Consider the following 21595-nt stretch of genomic DNA (forward strand, 5'->3'; position numbering starts at 1 on the left):
TCGGGCCGATTCGGGACCGAGCCCGTGCACGGGTCCGGCGTCGGCGGCCTCCAGCAGGGTCACCAGCCGCATCGAGTGCTGCGGGCGGGTCCGGCCGCCGGTGATCGCGTAAGGGCGCACCTGTTCGTCGGCGCAGGTCTCCCACGCCTGATCCCACTCCGGCGCACCAGCCGGGCCGGGCATGGTCACCGGTTCCCGTCGGTGCGGCGGCCGCCTCGGGTCGGCGTGGTCAGCTGCTCGGTCACGCTCTTGACCAGCAGGGCTATCTCGTAGCCGACCACACCGACGTCGGCGCCCGGCTCGGCCAAAACGCCGAGCACACAGCCGACCAGGCCCGACCCGGCACCGGACTTGAGGCTGGGCCTGGCCGCGGCGGCGAAATCGGCGCTCACAACGAACACCAGGAAGCCGGCGTCTTCGATGACGACCTGCCGGAAACCGCCGTCCGGGGCTCCGATGAGGGTGCCGGCGGACCGGGCCAGGGAGTGCAGGCTGGACATCCATGCGGCGGCCCGGTCGGCCTCGGCGGTGGCCAAGCCCGACACCGCCATCTTCAGCCCGTCCCGCGATACCAGCACGGCGTGGGTCGCACCGGCGACCCGGCCGGTGAACTCCTGCAGAAGCCAGTCCAAACCGTCCGCCGTGAGCGGTGAGGCCGCGGTTACCGCGGGGGGTGTGGGAGTCGTCATCTGAACCTCTTCATGGACTCGTCGGTGGGCTCGCTGGCAGGCTCGTGCCGCTGCTCGGCCTGGCCGCGCCGGAGACCGGTGGCGAAACGCGCCATCAGCTCCGGTGACGGCGGCCGTGCTGGCGACGACTCCGGGGCAGGCTCGCCGGAAGGATGCGGCACGGCGTCCGCAGCAGGACTCGTTTTGCGGCGCCGGGGGAGCGGGGGCCGGCCGGCGTGCGTTGCTGGTAGGGCGGTCGGCGCGGTAGGCGGGGGCTGCTCGTAGGCCGGTGGTTCCTGCGCGGCGGCACTGGTCGGAGCCGGGTCGGGCGGCGGGGATGCCGGCGTGCTGATCGGAGCGGGGGTGCGGCGGCGGAGAAGGGCCTGTGGGAGTGCTGTGGTACCGGGCGGGGAGGCAAGGAGGGCGTGGGGCAGGACTACCAGTGCGCACATCCCGGGCGACTGCGGACGCAGCTCGATCCGGATGCCGTGCCGGACGGCCAGCCGCGCCGCGACCAGCAGACCGACCTGCCCCTGCCGGACCTGCTCACGCAGGCTGACCTGGAACGGCGCTTCCAGAATCCGCCGCAGTTCGGCAAGGCGCGCCGCCGACAATGCCCACTTGCCCTCGTCGCGTACCTCCACCCCTAGACCGCCGGGTGCCTGGACCGTCACCATCCGCACCGTGCCGCCGAAGAACCGGGTGGCGTTCTCCACCAGCTCGGCCAGGATGTGGATCACGTCCGGGCCCGCATACCCCGGGATCTCCATGTCGTCGTCGGGTAGCGTCAGCCGGACGCGCTGGTACGCCTCGACCTCGGCCATCGCCTGACGCAGCACGGTCGAGACCGGCATCGGTGTGGAGGCGCGCCGCGCGGTACGGCCTCCCAGCACCGCCGACCGGGCGGCCGCTCGGCGCAGCTGAGTCGCCAGGTGGTCGATCCCGTACAGATCCGCGAGGAGATCGGGGTCCTCCAGATCGTTCTCGAGGGCCTTGAGGCGCTCCAGCATCCGGCTCACCAGCGCATGCACGCGGTGGCCGGTGTAGACCAGGACCTCGCCGTCGGGTTCCGCCACCGCATCCGGCCGCGCGGCCGAGCCGTAGCGCAGACGGGCACTGGCACGCAGCTCATCCGCGATCACCGCAGCGATGGCGTCGGCGGTGTCGTCATAGGCGTACGCCGGTGAGAAGGGTTGGAACCACCGGGCCCCGATCCACCGACTTCCCCGGAACGGCCGCTGCCAATGCCAGTACAACTCCCCGGAACCGGGGCACGGCAGCAGCGCCACCAACCGCCCGACGTACGGGTGGACGTCCGTCCGCTGCGCGGTGACCGCCGGCGCGCCCTCCGGGCTCCCCAGCGGCGCAGCCGACGCGCGCAGACCCCGGTCCGTGAGGCGGTTGACGAGTTCGCCCGCGTGGTCCAGGGGTTCGAGGGTCTGCCGGCGGGGTTCATCGCCGGCGGGTCGGGCCGCGGTCTGGGGAAGTTGGATACTCATGGCAGTACTCCGACCCCGCACCACAGGTCCACGTCGGCGGTGACCGGCCACGGGCCGGGTTCGGGGCGCCACACCGGCGCCGACACCAGGCCCGGCCGGATCATCACCATCCCCGCGCAGAACGCGGCGAGGGCGTTTGGGGTGCGGACGCGCGGCGGACCGGGGCTGGTCTCGGCGCAGACGCTTCCGAGCGCGGCCAGGCCGTGGTCGTACTCGGCGGTCAGATGGCAGAACCCGATGTAGCTGCCGGCCGCCAGAGCGGCCCGGAAGGCGGCCAGGGCCTCGACCGCTTGCGGGTCGGTGAGGACGTCCAAGCTGTTGATCAGCAGCACGGCCACCGGCTGGCGCAGGTCCAAGGTCGCGGCGGCGCCGTCCAGTACCGCGCGAGGGTCGTCCAGCCCTGCCCGCACGAACCCGCAGGTATTGATGCGGCCTCTGAACATGGCCTCGGCGTAAAGCATCGCCAGCGCGTCGGCGTCGGCGTACACGACGCGGGCGTCCGGGTTGACCGAGTGGGCGACCTGGTGGACCTCGTCGTGCATCGGCATGTCGACGCCGACGACCAGCAGTTGGTCGATGCCGCACTCGCCGACCAGGGCCCGCACCACCCGGCTGCGGAACGCCAGCCGATGCAGGGCCAACGTCTCGACCTGCGGAAAACGCGCGGCAACTGTCTCACCAAGGGCACGGTCGGCCGGGTTGAAGTCCTTCCCGCCGCCCCAGAACGCCCACAGCCGCGGCATCGCCGCGTAGTCGGGGCCGTATCTCCTGTGGAGGTCCCGTTCCGCCGCGAGCCGGTCGAAGGCCATGCCGCTCACCGGGCACCACCCGTCGCATCGCGCGGCCCCTGCTGGGCGTCGGGAAGGCGGACGACCATACCGACGACCCGGACCGTCTCGTACAGCTCGCCCTGATGGCTGCCGTCCGGGGACCAGAGCTGCACGTCGACCAGACCGGGCGGTAGGAGATCCCACCCGTCCGCGAGGGCGGCGATGTCGGCTTCCTCCCGGAAGATGATCGGGCTGCGGCCCTTCTCGTAGGCCTTGGTCATCCCGCCGACGAGGTCCTGGCTGGTGCCGGTCCTGGTCGCGTGGGACAGCACGACGACGCTGCCGGGCGCCAGACGATCCCGCAGACCGGCCATCACGGTGGCGGGGTCGTCCACGAAGTGCAGGACGGCGGCCAGCACGATGACCGCCGGCTTGGTCAGGTCGGTGCCCCCGACCAGGTCAGGGTGGTTGAGAAGATCGGGGTTGTTGAAGATGCTGTCGAGGTCGGTGACATCGCCGAGCAGCACACGGCCGTAGCCGGTGCGCAGCGCACGGGCGCGTGCGAGCACGACCTCGTCGTTGTCGAAGGCGACCACGACGGCGTCCGGGGCGACGTTGTGGACGCAGGTCTCCACCGAGTCCAGCGGCACGTCGTCAACGATGCCGACGCCGATGTCGAAGACCTGTCCAATGCCGTACTCGCCGACGGCCCACGAGGCGGCACGGCCCGCGAACAAGAAGTTCTCCCTCGCGACCGCCTGCGCGTCCGGGGAGGTCCGGATGACCGCGACCGCGGTCTCCCTATCGGCGCGGGTCCAGGACTTGCCGCCCAGGTAGAAGTTGTAGACGCCGGCTTCCGACGATTGTGTGAAGTCGCGGGCAAGGCCGGCCGAGATGTTCATGACCCCACCGCCGCGAGCGGCTCGTAGACGTCCAATGTCTCGTTCATGCTGGTGTTCCCTTGTAGGCGAATGCGCTGGCGGTGGGTGGGCACGGTGACGGGGATCCGGTGTGGGTCGGTGTCCCCGCCGCGCGGTCGAAGAGAGTGCCGGTCATGCCGTCTCGGCTCGCCACCTGGCGTCACGTCCGGATGGTGGTGCTGCTCGGTCTGGTCGGCCTGGAGGCCGGTGGTCACGACTGCTGCTGAGCGTGCAGGTCCGCGGCGATGCGGGCGCCAGCGTCCGGGATGTGCTCGGGCTCGGCCTGGGCGATCGGCTGCTTCTTTCCGTTCCAGTACCAGTACCGGTCGCCGTCGGAGGGACGGGGCCGGCAGGTGATCGTGTCGACCTCTGGCTTGCCGGGCACGGCCACGCTCAGGCTGCCGTCGTTGAGGTCGGTGTCTAGGCGGCGGCCCCGCATGTGGGCGCCGAGCGCCGCTAGGCGCCTCTGCACCTCATGGGCGTCGCGGTCCTGGAGGTCGGACGGCTGCGGGTGGTCCTGCTCTCGGTAGGTCACCGGCCGGCCCGCCCGTGAGGTCGGGTGAGGAGCTGCGTGTCCATCGCGCACCGCAGAAGCACTTCGAGGGTGTCGGGATCTTGCGCGTCGCAGGTGGAGTGCCCGCCGCGCCATTGGGGGGTGATGCGCCGCTGTGCGTTCCACGGGACGACCTTGTTGGCGTCGTATTCGAACTGCCAGTCCGGCCAAGCGGCGCGGAGCTGTCGGAGGCGTGCCGCGTGCGGCGGGAGCCCGTTGGGGTCGGCGCTGGCGATGGGCTGTACGTGGGGACTGATCGTGCCGATGGTCTTCTCGGCGGCTTCCGCAACCTGGCTGGCCGTGATGGCCGCCTGGTGGAACTGGGCCGCGATCCGCTGCCGCTCGGTCGTGGTCATAGGCACGAGCGAACCGCAGTCCCGCGTGCTGCCGGAAGGCTCGAACCAGGGGCGGGTGCGTGCGCAGGGGGGTGGGGGGCGTGTGAAGGGGGCGTGGGTGGGGGCTGGAAACTCGGATCAGAACAGTGGGCTGTGCCACACTGCAAGTCACCGCCGGACAGCGAACCTGGGGCAGGATCCGATGGCCGGAAAGCCGGAGTCCAATCGCCAACTCGCCGCGCTGATCGACGAGGCGAAGTTCTCCCGGAAGGGCTTAGCCGACCGTGTCGTCCGGCTCGCCCGGCTGCGCGGCGTGCGAGACCGGCACTACAACCACAGCAGTGTGGCCCGATGGCTGCGCGGGGAACAACCCCGCCACCCCGCGCCGGAGATCATCGCCGAGGTCTTCACTATCGAGTTGGGGCGCCGGATCACCGTCGCCGATCTAGGTATGAAGGGGGTTGTGTCCCCGCCCGGCCTCGGCCTCGGCCTGGCCATGACACAGGAGGCCAGCGTCCAGACAGCGGCCATGCTGTGGCGGGCGGACGCCGAGCAGCAACGCGCCCTGACCGGGGCCGACTTCGACCCCGGCGCGTTCTCGGTGGCCGCGCTGCGCTGGCTCATCGGCCCATGGGACGCGGCCCCTCCCGTGGCGAGCGGACGCCGCATCGGCGCCACCGACGTCGAAGAGATCCGGCAGGTCACCAGCGCGTTCCGCATCCTGGACAACCGGCTCGGCGGGGGCCACGTCCGCTCACCGGTCATCGAGTACCTGCACACGCATGTCGCCCCGCTGCTACGCGACAGCCGCGCCACCCATGAGGTCCGCCGGGAGCTGTTCGCCGCAGCGGCCGACCTGACAAAGCTGGCCGCGTGGCTGTACCACGATCTGGACCGTCAAGGGGTCGCTCAGCGGTACCTGATACAGGCTCTGGCGATGGCCCGCCACGCCGATGATCACGGGCTCGGCGCTGAGATCCTCGCCGCGATGAGCCAGCAGGCGCACTATGTCGCCCAGCCCGACCAGGCCGTGGACATGGCGCGTACCGCGCAGGCCGCTGCGCGGCGTGCCGGCCTGCCGGTGCTGATGACCGAATGTCAGGTGATGGAGGCGCACGGGCACGCGGCCCAGGACGGCGGCGCGCGGGCTTGCGCCCAGGCGCTGGCACGCGCTGAGGCCAGCTACGACCGCGCCACCAGAGCCGAGTTGCCGCCGTGGCTGGACTACTTCGACGAGGCGTACTTCGCGGCCAAGATCGCGCATTGCTTCCGCGACCTGGGCCGCCCCGCCGAGGTCGAGCAGTACGCCCGCAAGTCACTCGACATGGACCCGACCTACCGGCGTGGCAAGACGTTCAACATCTCGATCCTGGCCATGTCTCTGGCGGCGCAAGGCCAGCTGGAAGAGGCATGCGAACAGGGCAAGACGGCGGTCGACATGGCGGCCGGGCTCACCTCCGAGCGGGTGTACCGCTACCTGCGAGATGTGCTGGAGGCTCTGGAGCCGGCGGCGGCTGAACCGGGGGTGGCGGAGTTCATGGATTATGCCGAGGAGCGGTTGCCCGCGCTGCGCGTGCGTGGAGCACGGCCATGACCGTCGCGGCCCCGACGATCTCGCCGCGGTCGATGAGTTGCTGCGCCTCGTCCAACGGCACCCACCTAACAGCCTCGGCCTCGTCCACGTGCGGTTCCCCGACCGGGTCGGCGCCGTGGGCCAGGTAGAGGTCTTGCGGCGCGTCAGCGGAACCGACCATCGGTTGGAAGCTGAGCAGGAACTCCACGCTGCGAGGCCGCCAGCCGGTCTCCTCTTCGACCTCGCGCACGGCGGTGACGGCCGGGTCCTCTCCGGGGTCGGCGTACCCGCCGGGCACCTCCCAGTCCCAGCGGTCGATGATGAACCGGTGCCGCCAGATGAGCAGGATGTTCTCGCCGGCCTCATCCAAGACGGCGGTCATGACGCAACGGGGCAGACGTATGACGTACTGGTCGAAGTGGACGCCGTTGGGAAGTTCGACGCTCGCCACCGACAAGCGGATGTGACGGGTCTCGTCGACCACCCGCTCACCGTGGATGGTCCACTTCGTTCGCTCGGTCGGATTCTGCGACACGGCCCGACGGTACCGCGTGTGCCCTTCGGCGCGGGCCCAGCGGCGTGGTCAGCGACGAATGTGGCGTCTGGCCGCTAGCCTGCACTGCCATATATCCCGTTTCGATCACCGGTGACGGCGTGGGCCGGCGGGAGTTTGCGGCCGATGACGTTGACGCGGTCTTGGCGGTGTACGGCGCCCCGGTGGTCGTCGAGCACCTGTCGTTCGAGTCGCGCACCCGAGGGCAGGTGGCCGCGACCCTGGCGAGCGTGATCGAAGCGGCGAAGGAGGAGCCGCGGCGCGAGTACTCCCTCGCTGTATTGGCCGCCGACTAGGTGATCGGGTTCGCCCGGCTGGCCGTCGACGTCCAGCACCCGGGGCAGTCCAGCGGCGTTTCCGGCCTTGTGCCTTTCCTTCGGCATGGCCTCTGGGGAAGGCACGGGCCGATCCGCTTATGGGCCCCGATGGGTGCCCCTGTTTGTGTGCGTGCTGATTACTCCGGGGGATGGGGCGTGACCGGTGGGGCAGCCACATCGCGGGCAGAGACGATTCCGAGCCGTCTGGCCAGGTGAGCCTCGGCTTGGGCGGCGCCGCCCGCCAGATCGACCATGGGCACCGCAGCGGCCAAGATGACGTCGGCGAGTTCGTCCAGGACGTCGCTTCTGTTCTTGTGAACTCCCTTGCGCGGGTTGCCGCCGGTCATTCCGATGTAAGCCTCGGCGACCTCCCCCACCTCTTCGGCGACCTTCAACACCAGGGTCTGGGTCGGCACCTCGGCCAGATAGCCGGCCCGGATGCGGGCGGTGTCCTCCCAGAAACCGTCACACGGCTCGGCCGGTCTAGCAGCAGGTTCAGTCGTCATCACGGCATTGAGGCTAAGAGTTGGAGGGCCAACTGTCTCGGCATTCTCGAACATCCGATCGAGTTTTCGGCCGGCGGCTGTCGGATCGAGGCGCGAGCGGCGTGCGCAGCCAAACGCGGGTTCCCTGTGCTCTGCGGACTCGGTCTCATGCACCGTCCACGGGGTGCCCGGCGGCCAAACACTTCCAGGAGGAGAAGCCCTCGCCCGTGTCCTCGATAATCGCGAGCGCGTCGGCGGGCGGAGTGGCGTCGTCGGCCATGGGGGCCAGCGCCTCAAGAACGCGGCCGAGTTCACCGGCAACCCAGGGCTGAACCGGGTGGCGTCCGTTGATGGCGCCAGCGCCAGCGCACACGCTCCGTGATCGTGGGTTAAGAGCAGCCACGGCGCCGGGGTGTGGTAGGGCAGGAGTTCCATGACGCGTGCTTGCGGCGGTACAGCGCGGCTGCGTATCCATCACGTCCGTCCCGGTGGGCGGTGGTGTTGGAGGGCTTTGAGGAGTTGGTGGGTGTGGTCGTCGGGCTCAGTGTCGAGGTCGGCGAGGCGGGTGGACAGGAGCTGGTAGGTGCGTTGGGCTGCGTCGGTGTGACCGCGCTGGGCGTGGAGTTGCATGAGGTCGCGGTAGAGGGGCTCGGCGTACGGGTCGAGGGTGATGGCGTGTTTCAGGGCAGCGAGGGCTAGGTCCGGCTTCTCGTGCTGAAGAAGGCGGGCTTGGCGGGTAAGAGCGTCGGTGACAGTGCAGCGAAGGTGGTCGCGGTAGGTCTCAGCCCAGTCGTAGGTGAGGTCGGTGGCGAAGTCGGCGGTGTAGAGGTCGATGACGGGGGCGAAAGCAGTGATGCGGTCGGAATCGGTGGTGGCGTGGCGTGCATGGTCGAGGGTCTTGGTCAGGCGCCACAGGTCGGTGTCGATGAGGTCGGTGTCCAGGCGGTAGCTGCCCGCGGTGTGGATGACGTACATGGGTTCGCGGAGCCCCGTGGCGGTGCGCAGGAGCTTGCGGATGTTGGCGATGGCGGTGTTGAACTGGTTAGCGGCGGCCTCGGGGTCGTGATCGGGCCACAAAGCGCCGATTGCCCGGTCGCGGGCGACTCCATCAGGATGCAGTGCCAGGTAGGCGAGCAGGTCGCGGGCGCTGCGGCGGACGCCGGTGCTGATGGCACCGTTCGCGGTGTGAAGGCGGACCGGGCCGAGCAACTGCAGGGAGACGGGGCATGATCGTTTTTGACCGCCGGACTGCGGACGCGGGAGGGGCCGGGGGCTGGTGCCCGGGCTGCTGTGGGGGGCGCTGACCTCGCCGGTCGGGGTACTGGGTTGTGGGGTTGATGGGGAAGCACCTGTTGCGGTGCAGAGGGTGTGGAGCATGGCGTTGGCGTCGTCGGCGGTCAGGTGGAACAGAGCCGCTCCGGTGAGGTTGTCGGCGTGAGGGCCGTCGGCTTGGACGACGGTGACGTCGTCCGAGAGGTGCACGGTGGTTCCTGCCGGGCAGGGACCGAGGACCAACGCGCCGATTCCGTAGCGGCGACCGAGTTGGGTGATGGCGTGAACGGTGGTTGCCGTTGTTTCGGGGATGGTGGCGACCAGCAGGAGGTTGGGGAGGGGCTCGGCCGGGTCGGTGACACGTATGGCGGCCAGGTCGGTTTCATTGGCGGCTTCCAGAAGCCGGGCGCGGCGAAGAACTTCGACCTCGAGTTGGGTGATGGCGGCCTCCGACGTCGTGGTGATGGTGAGCCCTGGGACGTCAGCGAGAGCGGTATCGGGGTAGAGGATCTCGGCGTCGGACCGGGGGATGAGGACTTCCGCGCGGTCGCGGTAAGCCTTGGCGAGGAGGTCGGTGGTGGCCGCGCGAGCGACGCTCCGTGCGTTGCTGCCAGTCAGTCCCAGGTTCAACCCGGGCAGCGGGAGGGCGACTGTTGTGCGGCCGCGGGTGCCCAGGGTGATGTGGTCGGCTGGCGCATCGGTGCGGTCTTGGATGACCAGGTCGGCGTCGGACGGTATCGAGGCGTCGTGGTCGGCGTAAGCACGATCCAAGTGGGCTTTGCGGGCCTTGGCGACCGGTTCCGGAGGGGCCAGTGGACCAGCGGGGACGTCTGCGGTGTCGGAGAGACGGCGCCTGCGGCGGCGGTGCAGGCGAGTGGCGGCGACGGCGGTGCTGAGCGCGGCGGCGAGGCCGAAGCCGATGTAGGAGCCGGACGGCAGGGTGATGGCTGACGATGGGCGATCCTCCTCCACGCTCCGCAGCGTGGGTTGAGGCGGTGCGGCGGGTGAGTTTTCCGCAGGTGGTGCGACGACCGGGCTTGGAACCCGCGACGGCCTGTCCGCCGTGGCACCGGATCCGGTGTGTGGAGCGCGCGGCATCTGGCTGCCTTCTTGAGGCTGCTGGGACTTGGAGAGACCGCCGGTATCCGCGGAGCCGGGTATACGGGCTGATGGAGGAGAATCCGTCTTCTTCCGGACTCGGGGAATCTTGACGCGCTGGCCGGGGTGGATGTTGTCGGGGTCGGTGAGTGCCGGTATTCCGTCGGGCTGGTCGACGGCGCGGCTGGCCTTGAAAATCTCGAGATAACGGTCGCCCGAACCGTAGGCCCGGCGGGCAAGGTCCCACAGGGTGTCGCCGCGATGGATGATCCGGGTCCGCCATGGCTGCTGGTCGGGCTTCGGTGTCTGGGGTGCGGCGTCGCTGAGCAGGGGTTCCCACTCCCCGCCTTGGGAGGGGGAGGCGCTGGGCTCGTGCGCTGAAGGTGTGTCTGTGCTGGCGTGAGCGGTGGCCGATGCCGGTGCGGACAGGGCGGTGGCAGTGCCGAAGACGAGGGTGGCGGTCGCTACCAGGTCCCGAGCCAGTAGTTGCAGGGGGCGGACGGGACGCGGCAGGGAAGGAGTCGTACGTCCGGCCAGGTAACAGACGGTTTCGGTGCAGGTGGCGGTGGCGAACAGCGTCCAAGCCGTCCAACCGAGCAGCCGGACCGCGGACAGGAAAAGTCGGTTGTCGGTGTCGGGGCGCAGCAGTGTGGCGGTGATCTGCTCCCACGTAGGAACGTGCGCGGGGATGGGAGGGCCGGCCACGGCGTAAAGCCCGGTCGGGACTCCTACCAGCAGGACGGCGAAGACCGCTAGGGCGCCGAGTCCGCGCAGGATCTCGATCGCGCGGGTGCGTCGGGCGTAGGTCATGGCTGGGTGGGTCCTCGCACTCCGGTGGTCAGATTCGCGGTCGCGGTGCCGTCGGCGCGCAGGTGGCTGATGCCGATGACGGGCAGGAACAGCGCGGGCCGGGTGATGGTGACGTGGACGCGGATGGCGCGTGCTCCGGATGCGGTCACTGTGCCGGTGTAGCCGCTCGCCCGCAGGTAGTCGCGCGCGGCGGCGATCGCGGCATGGCGGTCGACGGTGAACTCACCGTCGGAGTAGGCGCGGTTGAGATTGACACGTCCGGCGCCGGCGCGGGCGGCCTCTTGAGCGACGGTGTTGGCGTCCTGACGGGCTTCGAGTTTCTGCTCGAAATCGACGACGGCGCCGAAGAACACCACCACGACGAGGGTGAGGATGACGGCGAAGATGCTCACACTGCCGGCATCGCCGAGTCGCTGTCGGTGCCACCTAATCCATGGGGCCAAAGCGGTCACCGAGTCTTTCCCCGGTAGGGATCGACAGGGGACCGGTGAGTCTTGGTCACGGTGCGTGAGCCGGGCATGCGCGGCAGCGCTACGTCGGCGAGCCGGATGACGCAGGTGACCCGCGCCGATACCGTCCCGGCCTGGCCCACCGGGCGGCGGAAGCCGGATAGATCGAGCTTGACGGTCGGACGGCAATGCAGTCCCCGGCCGCTGAGCGTCGCCATGGCGCTGGCTGTTGCGTCCGCGCGGGCTCGGGTGGCGGTGCGTGCGATGGAGGCGTGGCGGGCCGCGTCGGCGGCGGCCTGGGCGACGACGGCGCTGCCGTGCTGCACGCGCATCACCAGCAGCAGCCCGGCCAGGAACGTGATGAACAACGGGGCGAGGATCGCCACCTCTACGGCTGCGTTCCCCGCGTCCTCGGTGCGCAGCGGCGTCCTGCGCGAAAAGCGGTTCGTCATGGCTGCTCGGTGGTGAAGCGTTCCCTTGCGCCGCGTGCTGTGCGGCTGATGGCGATGTCGATGCCTGGCAGGAAGGAAGGGGCGCTTCCGGACACTTGGACGGTGATGGTCGTGTCTCCGGACACGGTCACGTCCGGTGAACGCAGGACGGGTTCGGCGCGGGCGAAGGAGATGGCGGCGGAGCGGCCGTCGGCGGCGGTGCCATGCCGGGCGCGGGCCGCGCGTAGTCCTTCTTCGGCGGATGCCAGCGCCACGTCACGGGCGACCGAGACCATGACCGCCTGCAGCAGCCCCAGGAACAGCACACCGACGGCGGGGAAGACGATCGCGGCCGTGACGGTCGCCGACCCTGTGTCCCCTCCAAGCTCCTTGATCGGGTTGCGCCGGGTCATGGGCCGCTGGAGCCGGGGATCTTGCTGATCCAACCGTTCACCTTTCCGGCGACGGCAAGGTAGACGGTGAAGGCCAGGCTGGCGAATCCGGCCACGATGATGATGGTCTCCACCACGCCCGATCCCCGGTCGCGCCGGACGTCAAGGTCTGCGCAGCGGTTGAGAAAGGCGATCGTCATGCGTGTTGCAGCGGTATAGAGCGTGTTCATGGTCCCCCGAGTCGGTGATGCGATGTCGGCGTTAGCCGGATGCCAGGAGCTTGGAGAAGAACGGGAAGCCGATCAGGATCACGAAGCCGAGCATCAGCAGAGAGGTCGGCACCCACATGGCGGTAGTGCGGCCATTGGCTTCGGCGCGTGCGGCAGCGGACGCCTCGTGCCGCATCGAGGTGATCTTGGCGATCAGCACGTCGTGCATTTTGGCGCCCTCGCCACCGGCGATCTCCGCGGTGTGGGCAAGGTCGGTCAGATCCCGGACATCGATGTCGGCGCCGAGCTGGGCGAGTGCGCGCCACGGCTGTTGCTGGCCGTGCCGGGCGCGGGTCAGCATCTGGTCGATGCGCTGAAACGGCCACCCGTCGGCGATCTTCGCGGGGTTCTCCAGGGCGGCGTTGAGCGCGGCGCCGGCTTGGCGTTCCAGGACGACCAGTTGCAGGTAGGAGGTGAAGGCGTAGCGGAAGTCCCGGCGCCGCTGTCGGGCCAGGGAACGCACGTTCCAGTCCGGGACCAGCGACAGCACCGCCGCCAGGACAAGGCCCATCACGAGCGGAAAGGCCCACGGCAAGCCGCCGCCCGCCGCGTTGACGAGGCCGGTCAGCACGGATGGGGTTGCGAGGCCGGTGAGGAACAAGGCCAGCTTGTCGACCATGAAGCGCTCGCCTGAACGGTCCAGCAGCGCCAGGTCGGCACGAGGCACAGCGAGCATCCCAGCTGGACGCGCGACGCGTTCGACCAGCCACCGCCCGACCCGGTCAGTGGCCGTCGAGCCGCCAGCGTGCACCGAGGCGGGCTGAAACGGCACGGGTTGGACGCGGGCCAGAGCGGCATCCAGACGTGGCGGCGCGGGCCGGAACTCACGGACGAGCACGATGACTCCGGCGGCGGCCAGGCATCCGGCGAACACGGCAAGGACGGTCACCGGCTCACCTCTTGTTTGGGTGCGGGGCAGGTGATGTGCAGGAAACGGGTGCCGGTGGACAGCACGGCCAGGCGCCGCATCCACCACAGCCCTGCCGCGTAGATCCCGGCGACAACGGCCAGCACACTCTGACCGAGAGCGGTGTCGTAGGGGCCTGCAAGTGTGTCCGACGATGCGAAGAGCACACTGAGCACGCCGACGGACGACACGATCACGATCAGCGTGGTGCGCAACCCCGCCCGCTCGGCCTCTACGTCCCGACGGACGATCACCTCGTGCTCGACCGCGTCGGCCAGCAGGCTCAACGCCTCGCGGGTGCCGGGCCCACGGCGCCGCGCGGACAGGAGAAGCGAGCAGGCGATCAGGTCGCCGATCGGGTCGTCCAACTCGTCGGCGAACGCCCGCAGTGCGTGCTCGGTACTGGCGTGGCTGGTCAGCCGCCCGGACAAGATTTCGACCGGTCCGAGGATCGGCGCGGGCGCGATACGGGCGCTGTCGGCCAGGGCCTGTTCCAGGCCGCGGCTGGCACCGATCATCTCGGCGAGCCGCCGTGACCACTGAGCCAGCGCCTCCAGCCGTGCGATCCGCCGCTGTGGTGCTCGTCCGGACAGCATCGGCGGCAGCGCGTACACGCCGGCTCCGGCTGCCAGCGCCGCGACCGGCCATTCCGACAGGAGCAGGACCGCCAGGCCGGACACGGCACCGGCGAGCAGCCGATTACGGCGACCGGGCCATGCCGGAGACCGCAAAATGGTCTGAATCCGGGACGGCGGACGCCCCTCCGATGTCCCAGGAACGACACCGGCAACACCGACGGCGATGAGCAGCAAGGCCCCGGCGGTGCACACGCCGGCGAAGGCGGCCAGCCAGCCCATCACGGCCAGCCCCCATCGAGGACCGCGGGATCGAAGCCGTGCTCGATGAGCTCCTCCAGCAGGGCTGGGCTGATGTGTCCGCCGCCCGGTGCGGCGCGTCCGTCAGGACCTGGACCGAAGATGAAGTTGCGGGTCGGCTCCGCTGAGTCCGCAGGCGGGCCGACCTCCATCACCTGCGACACGTACCGGGCGTTGGTGGCCTGGTCGCGCCGCAGATACACGACGAGCGGCTCGGCCAGCCCGAACATCATGTGCACGTCGTCGGCTCCGAGGCCGAGGTCGGCGCGGCGGCCGAGTTGTACGACGCGGCTGAAGACGTGCTCGGGACGATGGACGTGCAGCGTGCACATCGAGCCGCGCGCCCCGGAGTACATCACCTCCAGCATCGGTGCGAGTTCGCCGTGACGGGCCTCGCCGACGATGACACGGTCGGGGTTGAGACGCAGGCACGCCGGAACCAGGTCCTGCAGCCGGACCTCGCCGGCGCCTTCGGAGTTGGCCTGACGTGCTTCGAGCGCGACCACGTCCGGGTGGCGGTGTGCCAGGCGGGGATCGTCCAGGAACAACTCGTAGTCGCTTTCCAGGGTGATGATCCGCTCTTCGGGCGAGATCTCTCCGGCCAGGGCGCGCACGAGCGTGGTCTTGCCGGTGTTGACCTCCCCGCACACGATGATGTTGCTGTGCGCGGAGACCGCCGCTCGCAGGAATGCCTCCAGCGGCGCGGTGAGGGTGCCCAGTTCGGTGAGCTGCCGCAGGCCGATGTCGACGAGTCGATGGACCCGGATCGCCAGATGCGGATGCCGCGATACCCAGCCCACCACCGCAAGCCGGACTCCGTCGGCCAGCGCGACGTCCAGCAAGGGAGACGCGTGGGAGAACTCCCGGCCGCTGTTACCGCGCCGCGCCAGCAACTGGACCCACTCGATCAGATCGTCGTCGGTCTCGGCGACCGGCGGACCCGGCTCCTTGGTGCCGTTGGTGTAGCTGATCCACGTCTGGCGACAGCCGTTGACAACGATGTTCTCCACGTCGGAGCGTTCCAGGAAAGGCTGAAGAGCTCCTAGCCCGAACCGGCGGTCGAACACCAACTGCGCCACCCGTTGCTGCTCCAACGCCGAGCTCAGGCGGCCGGCCGCCATCTGGTCGTGCGCCCATGCCTGCACCTGCGCTTGGATCAGCTGCCGCGCCCGCACACGGTCCACTCCGTCGGCCAACGCGTCGACCAGCTGTGCAGATATCTCACGCACTGCCGCCCAGATGTTCGTCTCACTGGCAGATGTGAGAGTGTTCGATGCCGCCTGTGGGCGGGGAGCAGAGCCGAAGAACCCCGGCGTTGTGTTGGCCCATCCGGATACGGTCATCGGCGAACCCCCGAAGCCGCCAGTGGCGGCGCTGACCGCCTTGCTCCATCAAGGGAGGTGGCCGTGGTTCCCAGCCCGGCGACGGTCGCCCGGAGGCGGTGCCCGAGCACGCTCAGCGACCGAACCAGCAGTGAGGTCCTGAAGGTCAGCCGGGGACGCGCACCGTCCGACAGGACACGGGCGTCCGTCGGCGAACACGGCAACTCGGCAAGAACCGGGAATCCCAGCACCCGCTCGACGTCTGCAGCGCCGTAAGCCCCATCGGCGATCAAGCACAGTCTGATGGCCGCCTGCTCGCCCACCAACTCAATGAGCGCATCCAACCGGGCCGCGGCGGCATCGACTTGCGTCACAGTGGGCTTGAGGACCATCACCACCGCATCGGCTGCCTTCAGCAACTCGGTCGGAGTATCGCTGCCGCCGACCCGGCCCAGGTCGACGATCACGTCACCGTCCCTGGCCAGCAGCGCTTCAGTCAGCCGCGGCCAGACCGGCCCCAGCCGCACCCCATGACGGGGATCGCGGACGCCATGCAGCAACCCCGCATGCCCGTCGTCTGGGATCGGCACCACGTACTCCTCCAGCGCGACCGGGCCCTGAGGATCGGCCTCGGCGGCCATCGCGAGCCCGAGCAGCCCCGGTCCGGCAGACGCACGCATCCGGTCGGCCATGAACCCTGGCAGCACCCGGCGCCCCATCGGGTCGCACTCGGCCAGCAGAACTCGGCCCGGCCACGCCAACGCCAGCCCGAGCGCGGTCGTCGACACCCCCGGGGACCCGCCCGGGGAGATCAGGCAGTGCAGCGCCATCGCCTCAGCCCCGCCTTTCGGTCACCACGAGCACGACCAGCCCGGCCGCCGCCTGCCGCGCCACTCGGCTGCTGTCGGCATCGGCCACCAGCAGCGCCACCGTCATCGCCCCCTCTGCGTCTGGGCCCTCCACCTGATCGACCACGCCTGAGACGTCCCTAGCCACGACGGCCTGTTGTTGACCCGTCCTCGGACCGCCACCGGCGCCTTGCTCCTGACCGCTGGGCGTGAACACCACGCGGACGCGCCAGCCTGGAGCCAGCCCCGGCGGCATCGCGCTGGCCTTCAGCGGAACCGGCACCAGCGTCTGCCCAGGGGGCGGACTCTGCTGCGTCGCGAGCTGCGACGCCGCCAGCAGCGTCCCCTTCCGCAGGCCCACGGCGGCACGCCGCCCGACCACCTCACCCAGCTGACGTTCAGGAATTACCGGCACTGTGGAGCCGGTAGCGACGCGAACGACGCCCAAGTCCGCCTGAACGATCTTGTGCCCTACCGCAACATCACGCGCGAGCCGAACCACTGCGACCCGCTGACCCGATGACTGGAACAGGTACACGTTCGCCAAGACCGCGAACGCCAGCAGCATCACGCCGGCCATCACCCATCGGGGCCGACGCTGCCGCGCCAGCCTTTTGGCCGACGCGGGGTTCGGGCCGCCGGTCAGCTTCGGAACCGTCGGCTTGCGCAGCGTGCCACTACCGGTCTTCATGCCACTCCCTCATCCGTAGAGACCCTGCGCCTCGGCCACCCGCAGCCGGAAAATCGTCGACCGCGTCAGCGGCGGCAATGCTCCACCCGACCCGTCCGAACCCCGCCAGGTGCCTCCCCACAGCACGCTCACTCGCACCCGGTAGGCCCCACCCGGCTGATGCGCCGATGACCGCTGAAACGTGTACGAGCAATTGGTGCGCTGCATAGATGCCGGACGAGATTTGTCATATGCGGTTCCAGGACCCGTGCACCGAACGGGGCGTCCATTGCCTGGGTCGATCGTCATGCTCTGCAGCCTCGCCGAGACCTCAACCCACACATCGCGTGCGGTGGCCCGGCTGGTGATCGTGCGCCAGTTCGTAACCCAGAACCACTCCGGCAAGCCCACCAAGCCAGCCGATCGCCGCGGTGGCGCGGTGCGCACCCTGGGTGCAGGAATCGGCATCTGCGCCCAGTTCGTCATGGCCAGTTGTGCGGGTGAAACCTTGGGTGGCTTACTGCCCTCAGGTTCGGGTGCGCAAACGACCTGCACGTATTCGCTGAGCTCCTGGCAATCCCGTGGCCCAGCCGCGTCAGATTCGCTGGACTGATGCTTAGTCGAGTGTGATTTCGGTCGGCGGCTCGGCCAGCTTCTTCCGGGGGAATTAGCGCCGTACTTGTACCCGTGGATGTTGGCCACCGGCGGCAGTGGATCCGCTGGGGGCGACAATGGGCTCACCATATTTGCTGAAAGCGAGCCTGCGATGATGATGGATACCGCAGTGGCGTACATTTCTCAGCAGCCTTCGCCGAGCGAGATTATCTTGACGACGCGCCATTGCCCATCGTTGCCTTTGGATAGGTGCGCCTTGACTCCTTCCTCCTTGAGGCCCCGATTCACCTTCTTGTGTGTGCGGGAATTCTGAAGACCGGCATTGCTGGCGTCCAAGCAGTCATGCAGGATTGCTTTGTTTCCGTCGACGTGGACGCTCTGCACGTGTGGAATTGAGTTTCCGTAGGAAGTGAGGTTCTCTGCCTTCAACTCCTCAACGCGGTTGAGTACCCGTGACAGCTGGGGGTCGGACATGAATCTCGACAACTCTTGCTTCCGGGTGCCTTCAGGGAGGGAGTCGGCGGTATCCAGTTGCGCAACAACGTTTGTATAAGCAGTTGTTGCGGCGTCATCGTCAGCGGGCGGGGACGTTGGGGGCATGGTCTGAGCGGAAGGCAGCGTGGCCGTGCGGCCCTCGGCATCACAGCCTGTCAGCAGGAGCGCAATGCCAATGGTGCCGGGAAGGCAGAGCTGAGCGGCCACCCGCCGGCGGATTGCGATCAAGTATCTGCCTCCATGCGTTTGATCGTTCTCGGTGCTGCTGCGGCAGAGCTGCCGCAGCAGCACCGAGAATGCAATGACGAGCGATGGTAGATGTGCACGGTGGGGTTCGCATCCGTGTCTCGCCGTGAAGAGGGTAAATCTCCGGATGCCTGTGGCCAAAGGTGAATGCATTCGTACCGCAATGCGGCGGTATGCTCACATTGTGAGCCTTGGGATGCCACGCCCGGATGCCGGAATTGGAGGCGTCCTGCTCATCACATCCCGGGCGGAACAGCGGAGTCGGCGGAAATCCGGCCGTCCTGAACGGCTGCGACCAGCAGGGTCTCGGCCGCGTGCCGCTGCTTGTACAGGCTTTTGGCTGGCACTCCCTGAACCTGGGCGTACTCCTGGACGGAGGTGCCGTCCAGCCGCGTGGCGATGATCAGTTCGGCGGTGGCAGGGCTGATGACCCCTTGGCGTGCGGCGTCCAGGAGCAACAGCACCGGGTCCGAGTTGGCCGCAGCCGCACGGTCGGGCAGTTCACGCGGGCCACACGGGACGTGGCGGGTCTCCCTGCCTCGGGCGCGCAGGGCGCCCTTGCGAGCCCAGAACATCAGGCGCGCGGCGATGTGCGGACGCGAGGTGTCGATACGCGCCACTTGAGCGACGAACTCGGTCAGCAGCTCTGAGACGATGTCGTCAGCGAGATGGCTCGGGCTGGAACGGATGATGCGCGCTGCGATGCTCTTGAGACCGGGCATGGCCATTCCGACGCAGCCGACCACCCATGAGGGCTCTCCGGTCCGTGCCCGGCGGATGAGTTCGCACCACACCTGGTCCTTCAGATCGCTGGATGCGGAGCGCTCCAGCAGCAGGTCGCGCAGTGTGTTCAGGTCGATCGGCTGCTGGGGCAGGCCCTGCCCGATCACTCGGCCGTCCACCGTGAGCGGGCCCGGGCCGCTCGTCAGTAGCCGGAAGGAGTCCTCGGCAACGGTCAGCGCGTTGCGCGACCGGAACGCAACCGTGCTGGCCGGACGCTGGTCATTGGCGCGGCGGTGGCTCATGTCGTCATCCCCGAAAGGTCGTGATGGATCGATGACCCCAGGTGTCCACCACGGCATGTGCAGATCATGAACACTTCATAGGCAGGACGCCCTGCACACGAAGTGTTCATGATGTGTTAGAAACGGGCCTGACCTGCGATGACACCCTCACCGCGATGTTCTTTCGTATGAACAGGTAAAGTCGGCCGAGTGTTCAAAACAGCCGCTGCCTGGCTGTTCATCCGCCGCCAGATTCCTTCGGTAAAGATCTCGGGAGGGGCTGGCAGCCCCCTCGGTCACTCGCTCGCCCGGATCCTTCTCATGCCGGTATGGGAACCTCTTGAGGATTTCCATCTGGTCGCGATCTGCTCCGCGCCGCTGCCACGATGAGCCGGCACGAGCTGGCTCAGCCGACCGCGCTCCACGGGACCTAACGTTCCGCAGCGCTGACTGTGTGCGCTTCATGAAGACACGGCAACGCATGTCACTGAAGTGCTCACGGAGTGCTCATAATCGCTGTGACCTGCGGTGTTGTCGTCGAACGGATGGTGTGTACGGCCGAGGTCGCACTCGACGAGGACCTGGCTGCCGCCGGATCGCCCGGCGCCGAGCGGTTGACGGGGCATGAAGACTTGCGGGACAACCATGGTGAGAGACAGGAACCGACAGGTTGGCGAGCGGCGGCTTGAGGACGGCTGATGGCGAGCAGCGGGGACAAGGGACGCGGCGAGGCGACCGAGGTGAGTGACGACCCCAACGGCGGGCGTGGGGACTCGTTCGCCTCCCTGTTGGCTGGGTGCCGGTTCTCGGCTGTGCATTTGGAGCAGAGGGACGTCTACACTCCGACCGACCCGGACTACTTGAGGTGGCTGGGCGGTGACCATTTCGACCCGGTCGAGCGGTGGCAAGGATGGATCGACCTCCTCGCACCCGTGGTGACCCGTGGGGTGTCGATCCGCCGGTTGCGTATCGTGTCCGAGCCGGTCACCGATTACATCCGCTACGAGTACGGCGTGACGCCGATGAACGTGGCGGCGGGTGAGTCGGTGCGCTGGCTGCCGCGTCGGCGGGCATCGGATCTGGCGCTGCCGGGTAACGACTACTGGGTGTTCGACGACCGGGTCGTGCAGTTCAACCACTTCGCCGGGGACGGATCGTCGCTGGGCCCTGAGAATCGCACCGAGCCGTCCGTGGTGTCGCTGTGCTTGTCGGCATTCGAAGCAGGATGGAAGCGGTCGATCCCACACGCGGACTTCGAGCCGACCTGATAGTCGGGACCATCGAGGTTCAGCCCTGCTCGGCAGATGTCGGTCTCGGAGGGCTGTTCCACTTGGCGGCCGTGTCGTCATTTCGCAAGGTGGCGAGCCGGTGAGCGACTTCTCGCCGAGCCCAATCGGTACTCGGAGCTTTGCGAATGTAGGGACTCAGTCCGCTGAGTTCACGGACGTGCACGAGCACGTCGAAGCCCGGACAGGTACGAACGTCCCGTCCGTAGGCGGCTGTGAAGGCATCAAGATCTTGCTCAGTATGGCGGTTGAACCGGCGACGCATGTAGTGCGGCTGGATCAAGTCCCATTCCCGAGGGCCATGGGCGACGTGGTCCCAGTCGCCGAGCACGACCTCCCCATCGCGGACCCGGATGAGGTTATTGGTGTGGGCATCTCCGTGGATCAGCCCAGAGGGGAGCGTGCCGGCCAGTTGCGTCCAGGCGGTGCGGATCTCATTGATTCGGGTGAGCAGCCATGACCGGTCTCGGTTGCTCATGGCATTGGGGTGGCGTTGGGCTGCCTCGGCGACACTGCCCAACGGGTCGGTCATCGGTTGCAGCTTGAACGGCGGGACCGGCTGGTCGTGGAGCGCCCGGAGTATTCGGCCGAGGTCTGCGCCGGTTCCCGATGGCCCGGCACAGACCTCGAGCAGCCGCCAGATCGACAACACGTGTGCGTCGATGCGGAAGGGATCGGCATCGGCAGGCTCGGTGCAGAGGAACCTGCGGCTGGCCAGCCATCGCGTTATTGCGACGGACTGAGTGACCCTGTCGAACGCCTTGGGGTTACCGGCGATGCGAACGACGAGTCGTGCTGCCGGCAGCGCGATGACGGTGTTGCTGTGCTGCCCCAACAGCCGAGCATCGCCCGTCGGAATTGCGCACCGCTCGCTGACCGTGTCAAGCAGGAGCCGGATCTCGTCGGGAAGGGCTGCCATGAACGGTCACCTGC

Annotated in this window: 27 protein-coding genes; 5 read left to right on the top strand and 22 right to left on the bottom strand. The window is 68.7% G+C overall.

What is annotated here, in order from left to right; all coding sequences use genetic code 11:
- The 7 genes from ABFX46_RS41960 to ABFX46_RS41990 all read right to left on the bottom strand — a co-directional run.
- Positions 1 to 183 (bottom strand): DUF742 domain-containing protein (locus ABFX46_RS41960; protein WP_346050046.1); only part of this gene is annotated, 183 nt, incomplete at its 3' end.
- A gap of 2 nt (positions 184 to 185) precedes the next feature.
- Positions 186 to 632 (bottom strand): roadblock/LC7 domain-containing protein, encoded by a 447-nt coding sequence (locus ABFX46_RS41965; protein WP_346050002.1) that lies wholly within the window; start codon positions 630 to 632, stop codon positions 186 to 188.
- A gap of 53 nt (positions 633 to 685) precedes the next feature.
- Positions 686 to 2167 carry an ATP-binding protein gene (locus ABFX46_RS41970; RefSeq protein ID WP_346050004.1) on the bottom strand — a complete coding sequence of 494 codons (1482 nt, stop codon included), beginning with the start codon at positions 2165 to 2167 and terminating at the stop codon, positions 686 to 688.
- Positions 2164 to 2976, bottom strand: coding sequence for an SAM-dependent methyltransferase (locus ABFX46_RS41975; RefSeq protein WP_346050048.1), 813 nt, complete (start codon positions 2974 to 2976; stop codon positions 2164 to 2166). The genes ABFX46_RS41970 and ABFX46_RS41975 overlap by 4 nt, the downstream gene beginning before the upstream one ends.
- A 5-nt stretch (positions 2977 to 2981) precedes the next feature.
- The gene (locus ABFX46_RS41980) at positions 2982 to 3839 is read right to left on the bottom strand and encodes an SAM-dependent methyltransferase (RefSeq protein WP_346050006.1); all 858 of its coding nucleotides are present in this window, start codon (positions 3837 to 3839) and stop codon (positions 2982 to 2984) included.
- A 229-nt stretch (positions 3840 to 4068) separates the two neighbouring features.
- On the bottom strand, positions 4069 to 4392 hold the full coding sequence (locus tag ABFX46_RS41985; protein ID WP_131943867.1) for a hypothetical protein: 324 nt from the start codon (positions 4390 to 4392) through the stop codon (positions 4069 to 4071).
- A complete protein-coding gene (locus tag ABFX46_RS41990) occupies positions 4389 to 4766 on the bottom strand; it encodes a hypothetical protein (RefSeq protein ID WP_131943868.1) in 378 nt (125 codons plus the stop codon). Before ABFX46_RS41990 ends, ABFX46_RS41985 begins: the two co-directional genes overlap by 4 nt.
- Before the next feature lie 181 nt (positions 4767 to 4947).
- Between ABFX46_RS41990 and ABFX46_RS41995 the strand changes: the two genes are divergently transcribed.
- Positions 4948 to 6339, top strand: coding sequence for an NsdA family TPR-like regulatory protein (locus ABFX46_RS41995; RefSeq protein ID WP_131945163.1), 1392 nt, complete (start codon positions 4948 to 4950; stop codon positions 6337 to 6339).
- On the opposite strand, the gene ABFX46_RS42000 is transcribed toward ABFX46_RS41995, so the two are convergent.
- Entirely contained in the window at positions 6281 to 6853 is a 573-nt protein-coding gene (locus tag ABFX46_RS42000) for an NUDIX hydrolase (protein ID WP_346050009.1), read from the bottom strand. The two genes, ABFX46_RS41995 and ABFX46_RS42000, sit on opposite strands and share 59 nt — an antisense overlap.
- A 161-nt stretch (positions 6854 to 7014) precedes the next feature.
- On the opposite strand from ABFX46_RS42000, the gene ABFX46_RS42005 reads away from it, so the two are divergent.
- Positions 7015 to 7167: a hypothetical protein gene (locus ABFX46_RS42005; RefSeq protein WP_346050011.1), complete on the top strand. Its 153-nt coding sequence runs from the start codon at positions 7015 to 7017 to the stop codon at positions 7165 to 7167.
- A 158-nt stretch (positions 7168 to 7325) separates the two neighbouring features.
- Here ABFX46_RS42005 and ABFX46_RS42010 read toward each other — a convergent pair whose 3' ends face one another.
- The 11 genes from ABFX46_RS42010 to ABFX46_RS42060 form a co-directional block, all read right to left on the bottom strand.
- Positions 7326 to 7697 (bottom strand): MazG-like family protein, encoded by a 372-nt coding sequence (locus tag ABFX46_RS42010; RefSeq protein ID WP_346050013.1) that lies wholly within the window; start codon positions 7695 to 7697, stop codon positions 7326 to 7328.
- Between the two features lie 450 nt (positions 7698 to 8147).
- Positions 8148 to 10853 carry an AfsR/SARP family transcriptional regulator gene (locus tag ABFX46_RS42015; RefSeq protein ID WP_346050014.1) on the bottom strand — a complete coding sequence of 902 codons (2706 nt, stop codon included), beginning with the start codon at positions 10851 to 10853 and terminating at the stop codon, positions 8148 to 8150.
- Complete coding sequence (locus tag ABFX46_RS42020) at positions 10850 to 11305, bottom strand: pilus assembly protein TadG-related protein (protein WP_346050016.1); 456 nt, start codon at positions 11303 to 11305, stop codon at positions 10850 to 10852. Before ABFX46_RS42020 ends, ABFX46_RS42015 begins: the two co-directional genes overlap by 4 nt.
- Positions 11302 to 11754, bottom strand: a complete 453-nt coding sequence (locus ABFX46_RS42025; RefSeq protein ID WP_346050018.1) for a TadE/TadG family type IV pilus assembly protein — start codon at positions 11752 to 11754, stop codon at positions 11302 to 11304. The genes ABFX46_RS42020 and ABFX46_RS42025 overlap by 4 nt, the downstream gene beginning before the upstream one ends.
- A complete protein-coding gene (locus ABFX46_RS42030; protein WP_131943192.1) occupies positions 11751 to 12179 on the bottom strand; it encodes a TadE family protein in 429 nt (142 codons plus the stop codon). Before ABFX46_RS42030 ends, ABFX46_RS42025 begins: the two co-directional genes overlap by 4 nt.
- Positions 12143 to 12355, bottom strand: coding sequence for a hypothetical protein (locus tag ABFX46_RS42035; RefSeq protein ID WP_346050020.1), 213 nt, complete (start codon positions 12353 to 12355; stop codon positions 12143 to 12145). Before ABFX46_RS42035 ends, ABFX46_RS42030 begins: the two co-directional genes overlap by 37 nt.
- 31 nt (positions 12356 to 12386) lie before the next feature.
- Positions 12387 to 13283, bottom strand: a complete 897-nt coding sequence (locus tag ABFX46_RS42040) for a type II secretion system F family protein (protein ID WP_346050022.1) — start codon at positions 13281 to 13283, stop codon at positions 12387 to 12389.
- Positions 13280 to 14161, bottom strand: a complete 882-nt coding sequence (locus tag ABFX46_RS42045) for a type II secretion system F family protein (RefSeq protein ID WP_346050024.1) — start codon at positions 14159 to 14161, stop codon at positions 13280 to 13282. Before ABFX46_RS42045 ends, ABFX46_RS42040 begins: the two co-directional genes overlap by 4 nt.
- Entirely contained in the window at positions 14158 to 15519 is a 1362-nt protein-coding gene (locus ABFX46_RS42050; RefSeq protein WP_346050026.1) for a TadA family conjugal transfer-associated ATPase, read from the bottom strand. Before ABFX46_RS42050 ends, ABFX46_RS42045 begins: the two co-directional genes overlap by 4 nt.
- Entirely contained in the window at positions 15516 to 16328 is an 813-nt protein-coding gene (locus ABFX46_RS42055) for a CpaE/TadZ family protein (protein ID WP_346050028.1), read from the bottom strand. Before ABFX46_RS42055 ends, ABFX46_RS42050 begins: the two co-directional genes overlap by 4 nt.
- A 4-nt stretch (positions 16329 to 16332) precedes the next feature.
- Positions 16333 to 17037, bottom strand: a complete 705-nt coding sequence (locus tag ABFX46_RS42060) for an SAF domain-containing protein (protein ID WP_346050030.1) — start codon at positions 17035 to 17037, stop codon at positions 16333 to 16335.
- A 286-nt stretch (positions 17038 to 17323) separates the two neighbouring features.
- On the opposite strand from ABFX46_RS42060, the gene ABFX46_RS42065 reads away from it, so the two are divergent.
- Entirely contained in the window at positions 17324 to 17629 is a 306-nt protein-coding gene (locus ABFX46_RS42065; RefSeq protein ID WP_346050032.1) for a hypothetical protein, read from the top strand.
- A 185-nt stretch (positions 17630 to 17814) separates the two neighbouring features.
- On the opposite strand, the gene ABFX46_RS42070 is transcribed toward ABFX46_RS42065, so the two are convergent.
- Positions 17815 to 18354, bottom strand: coding sequence for a hypothetical protein (locus ABFX46_RS42070; RefSeq protein ID WP_346050034.1), 540 nt, complete (start codon positions 18352 to 18354; stop codon positions 17815 to 17817).
- A gap of 254 nt (positions 18355 to 18608) precedes the next feature.
- Positions 18609 to 19397 carry a sigma-70 RNA polymerase sigma factor region 4 domain-containing protein gene (locus ABFX46_RS42075; RefSeq protein WP_346050035.1) on the bottom strand — a complete coding sequence of 263 codons (789 nt, stop codon included), beginning with the start codon at positions 19395 to 19397 and terminating at the stop codon, positions 18609 to 18611.
- Positions 19398 to 19586: 189 nt separating this feature from the next.
- On the opposite strand from ABFX46_RS42075, the gene ABFX46_RS42080 reads away from it, so the two are divergent.
- Together ABFX46_RS42080 and ABFX46_RS42085 are read left to right on the top strand one after the other, a co-directional pair.
- The gene (locus ABFX46_RS42080; protein ID WP_131943183.1) at positions 19587 to 19766 is read left to right on the top strand and encodes a hypothetical protein; all 180 of its coding nucleotides are present in this window, start codon (positions 19587 to 19589) and stop codon (positions 19764 to 19766) included.
- Positions 19767 to 20074: 308 nt separating this feature from the next.
- Positions 20075 to 20644, top strand: a complete 570-nt coding sequence (locus ABFX46_RS42085) for a DUF6879 family protein (RefSeq protein WP_341770424.1) — start codon at positions 20075 to 20077, stop codon at positions 20642 to 20644.
- A gap of 19 nt (positions 20645 to 20663) precedes the next feature.
- Here the strand turns inward: ABFX46_RS42085 and ABFX46_RS42090 are convergent, their stop codons facing one another.
- The gene (locus tag ABFX46_RS42090) at positions 20664 to 21581 is read right to left on the bottom strand and encodes a phosphotransferase family protein (RefSeq protein WP_346050038.1); all 918 of its coding nucleotides are present in this window, start codon (positions 21579 to 21581) and stop codon (positions 20664 to 20666) included.
- Positions 21582 to 21595 lie beyond the last annotated feature (14 nt).

It is taken from the genome of Actinomadura chokoriensis, from assembly GCF_039529475.1.
Lineage (GTDB): Bacteria > Actinomycetota > Actinomycetes > Streptosporangiales > Streptosporangiaceae > Spirillospora > Spirillospora bangladeshensis.